Below are 3,172 nucleotides of genomic sequence, written 5' to 3' on the forward strand. Positions count from 1 at the left end.
CGGCGAGGCTTCTTCTTCCCCATGCTCTCCATGATGGACATCCTCCCGGGGCTGAACCCCAGATCTCGAATGTCCGTCAAAGCGGATCAAGCCCAACGAGCTCCGCAGCCGGAAGCCACGACTTGTTTCCCGGCAAGCCCTAAGCTTGATCTTTAACCTCGAGGTCCGAACGGCTCGTCGTACTTGATCACTCGGACTGGTAACTGCGTTACATGCAGGCGGCCTTCGGCTGAGCATGTGATCCGACCAAGGAACACACAACGCTCAGCACGAAGGCCGTGGGGATGAGTCTGTCGCATCACGTCGTCCGGCAGGATCCGATTGCGGGACTGTCACGCTTCCGGGGTGAGTTCTACTCCTGCCTGACCCGGCGTGCGGATGGACTGTTCGAACTCGTGGACGCGGTGTTGTGCGCCGACGGGCCGGTCCGGTCCCTGGTGGAACTGTCACTGGTCGGCGAACACCGGCGGGGACACGGCGGGCTCTACGACGCTCTGGCCGCGGGCCGGGTCGACGTCGCCAGGCTGAGACGGGCCCTGGCCACGGTGCCGCTACCGCGCGCGTCGGACGGCCGGCTGGTCCTGGCCGCCGACCTCACCTGCTGGCTGCGGCCCAACGCCCACACCTCACCGCAGCGGATCCTGTGCCACACCTACGGACGGGGCAAGGACCAGCACATCCCAGTTCCCGGCTGGCCGTACTCGGTGATCTGCGCGCTGGAGACCGGCCGAAGTTCCTGGACCGCACCGCTGGACGCACTACGTCTGGCACCGGGCGACGACGCCGCCACCGTCACCGCCAGGCAGATGCGCGAGCTCGTCGAACGGCTCATCACAGCCGGCCAGTGGAAAGACGCCGACCCGGAGATCCTGATCGTGGTGGACGCCGGATACGACGTGCCACGTCTGGCCTTCCTTCTGAAGGACCTGCCGGTGCAGGTGCTGGGCCGGATGCGCTCGGACCGCGTCCTGCGACGCGCGGTCCCACCCCGCGAGCTTGGAGTTCGGGGCCGCCCGCCCCGCCACGGCGGCGAGTTCGTCTTCGGTGACCCGGCCACCTGGAACACACCCGACATTCAGACGGTGACCGCGACCCGCCTTTACGGCAGTGCCAACGCACGGGCCTGGGACCGGCTCCACCCGAGACTGACCCATCGCTCGGCCTGGACCGCCGAGCTGGGTGCCCTGCCGGTCATCGAGGGCACCGTGATCCGTCTGCAGGTCGAGCACCTGCCCAGCGGCGCGACACCGAAGACGGTCTGGCTGTGGTGGTCGGGCACCGACGCCACCGAAACCACCGTCGACCTGCTCTGGCAGGCATTCCTGCGACGCTTCGACATCGAACACACCTTCCGGCTCTTCAAACAGACCCTGGGCTGGACCTGCCCGAAGATCCGCAGCCCCGAAGCCGCCGATCGCTGGACCTGGCTGATCCTCGCCGCCTTCACCCAGCTCCGGCTCGCACGCCCATTGGCGGCAGACCTCCGACGGCCGTGGGAGAAGCCGGCCCCGCCCGAGAGGCTCACCCCCGCACGAGTCCGCCGCGACTTTCGGCACCTCCGCACAAAGGCCGCCTGCCCAGCCGAAGCACCGAAAACCGCCCAGCCCGGCCCAGGACGCCCACCCGGCCGCAAGAACGACCAGCCCACTGCCCGCTATGACGTGCACACAGTTGGCAGACCAGGCTCCGCAAAGCGACGCACGAAGAGATCAACGACCCCGCGTCCACGCCGCACAGGTTAAAGATCAAGCTAAGCCTTCTCCCCGTTCATGTTACGAAACACCTACTTGTTATCGTAGGGATCTCCAGGCCCAACTGGTCGGTTTTTTCCTCGTGCTTGACAGGGGATGCCCTGGACCGAGATAGTGGTCTCAATGCGACATGAGTCTGTCCGCAGCTAACGAAGCTCTCGTCTTCTCCACTGGAAGCGAGGGCTTTTTTCGTGTCCGCATCCTTGAGTGAGCCTCGGCATCCGCCGGGGCTTTTTCGTTTCCGGAGGTCCCTTCGTGTTCGACCCGTGGTGGTTCGTGAGCGCGGCCTGTGTCGTGATCACGGCGCTTGTGCTCCTGGCGGTAGTAGTGCTCCTGATTACGCGGCGCGTGGTCGACAAGGCACGTCCGGAAGACCTCCCCGCAGTCCTGGCTGGGCTGGGCGATGTGGTTGCCAGCCTGGCCTGCTTCCTGCCCTGGGGAAAGGCGCGGGAGAATCCGCCCACCGAGCCGGTTCCCCCTCAGACCGGCGAGACACTGGGCCAGCCGGTCACTATCGTCGCCGGCCAGTTGGCAGCTCCTGCGCTCAACCCGAGTCTCCTTCGCGGGGAAAGAGGAAATTGATGAGGCGTCGACGTCCCTACCGCGACACCATCGCGGAGCGAGCGGGCATCAGCAATCTCGGCCCCGCTTTGAACCTGGTCAGCAACCGCCGAGCATGGCTCTCGACCGGGCGCTCGACGTCAGCAGACAAGCCGCCGAAGCGCATGAAAGTCACATGAGGACTCACATGCCCCCGGGTCCTACTCCGGACTGGACTTCCACTCTTGCCCGGCTGGAGGACAGCGTCGATGCCCTCTGGTTCCGGCACTCAGCGCTGCGCCTGTACACCGATGCCCAGATCGTGGACGGAGCGGAAGACCGGATCAGGACCGCGCACGCGCAGCGGCTGACATTTTTTCCTCGGCTCCAGGAGGCGGTCTTCGAGGACTACGACTACGCCCAGCACCACGCGTCAATTCAGCAGAAGGTGGAAGAGCTGAAGGCCGGCATCACTGCGTGGGCGGATGTGGTCTTGGCGAGTCTGGAGCATCCGTAGAAGTGCGCCCGAGGTGGTGGATGTCCGCAGCGGTTTTCCCCTCCCGTGGGGAGGGCCGGGAGGGGCGGAGGGCCCTGCCCTCGCAGCGTGAGGCAGGGCCGGACCGGTGTGCGGACGGGGGGCCCGCAGAACCAACGATGCACCCAATCCGGCCATGGGGACAGGGGTGTGACCGGAATTTGCTGCCCTCAGGGGCGGGCCGGTCGCTCCGGCGCCTCGTGGGCCATGCGCAGACCTACCAGGTGGCCGTGGACCTGGACGGTGACGGTGGTGCCGTCGGCGACCGCCGCCGCGTCCGGGTGCTCGGCGGTGGCCTCGTCGAGCAGGTCGTGTATCCGGGCGTCGGTGCGGGCCTGCGCTGTCG

The 3,172-nt window shown here is 66.7% G+C and carries 3 protein-coding genes; all 3 read left to right on the forward strand.

Annotation, left to right across the window (positions count from 1 at the left end):
- Nucleotides 1-284: 284 nt before the first annotated feature.
- The 3 genes from ABZ441_RS33470 (at nucleotide 285) to ABZ441_RS33480 (ending at nucleotide 2,808) form a co-directional block, all read left to right on the forward strand.
- Entirely contained in the window at nucleotides 285-1,742 is a 1,458-nt protein-coding gene (locus ABZ441_RS33470; protein ID WP_358981173.1) for an NF041680 family putative transposase, read from the forward strand.
- A 216-nt stretch (nucleotides 1,743-1,958) separates the two neighbouring features.
- Nucleotides 1,959-2,333, forward strand: coding sequence for a hypothetical protein (locus tag ABZ441_RS33475; RefSeq protein WP_358981175.1), 375 nt, complete (start codon nucleotides 1,959-1,961; stop codon nucleotides 2,331-2,333).
- Nucleotides 2,334-2,499: 166 nt separating this feature from the next.
- Nucleotides 2,500-2,808 carry a hypothetical protein gene (locus ABZ441_RS33480; protein ID WP_358981177.1) on the forward strand — a complete coding sequence of 103 codons (309 nt, stop codon included), beginning with the start codon at nucleotides 2,500-2,502 and terminating at the stop codon, nucleotides 2,806-2,808.
- Nucleotides 2,809-3,172: the final 364 nt, after the last annotated feature.

It is taken from the genome of Streptomyces sp. NPDC005752 (genome assembly GCF_040630715.1).
In the GTDB taxonomy this organism is placed as follows: Bacteria; Actinomycetota; Actinomycetes; order Streptomycetales; family Streptomycetaceae; genus Streptomyces.

What these genes read in the sequence shown, in the direction of transcription:
- ABZ441_RS33470 (WP_358981173.1), top strand. Translation starts at nt 285, where the DNA reads ATGAGTCTGTCGCATCACGTCGTCCGGCAGGATCCGATTGCGGGACTG.
- ABZ441_RS33480 (WP_358981177.1), top strand. Translation starts at nt 2,500, where the DNA reads ATGCCCCCGGGTCCTACTCCGGACTGGACTTCCACTCTTGCCCGGCTG.